Origin of the sequence: Bacillus sp. SIMBA_074 (assembly GCF_046534555.1) — a bacterium.
In the GTDB taxonomy this organism is placed as follows: domain Bacteria; phylum Bacillota; class Bacilli; order Bacillales; family Bacillaceae_G; genus Bacillus_A; species Bacillus_A mycoides.
On sequence record NZ_JAWRYM010000233.1, the window covers coordinates 1 to 337 of the forward strand.

Consider the following 337-nt stretch of genomic DNA (forward strand, 5'->3'; position numbering starts at 1 on the left):
GGTCGGCGAGGCGGCGCGCCAGCCGCCACACCCCGGGCGTGAGCACGCGAGCGGGCGACACGACCGCCTCCAGCGGGCTGAGCGTCCCGTCGTAGCCGTCGTCCGGCTGGCCGAGCTCGACGAGGTACCCGTCCGCGACGCGACCCGCCGAACGGAGCGGCACCCGGACGCGCACACCGGGCAGGGCCTCTGCGGCCAGCTCCTCCGGTATGGCGTAGTCGAAGAGGTGGTCGAGCTGAGGGAGCGGCGAGTCGATGACCACCCGGGCGACCCGTGCGGCCGCCGCCACGGCTAGATCCCCGCGGCCGAGCGCAGGTCGTCGACGCGGTCGAGCCGC

General features: G+C 76.3%; 1 protein-coding gene. It reads right to left on the reverse strand.

The genetic code is table 11. The features are described 5' to 3' along the window. A partial coding sequence (locus SB773_RS30640) for a primosomal protein N' family DNA-binding protein (RefSeq protein WP_486304303.1) occupies positions 1-289 on the reverse strand: 289 nt, incomplete at its 3' end. Positions 290-337: the final 48 nt, after the last annotated feature.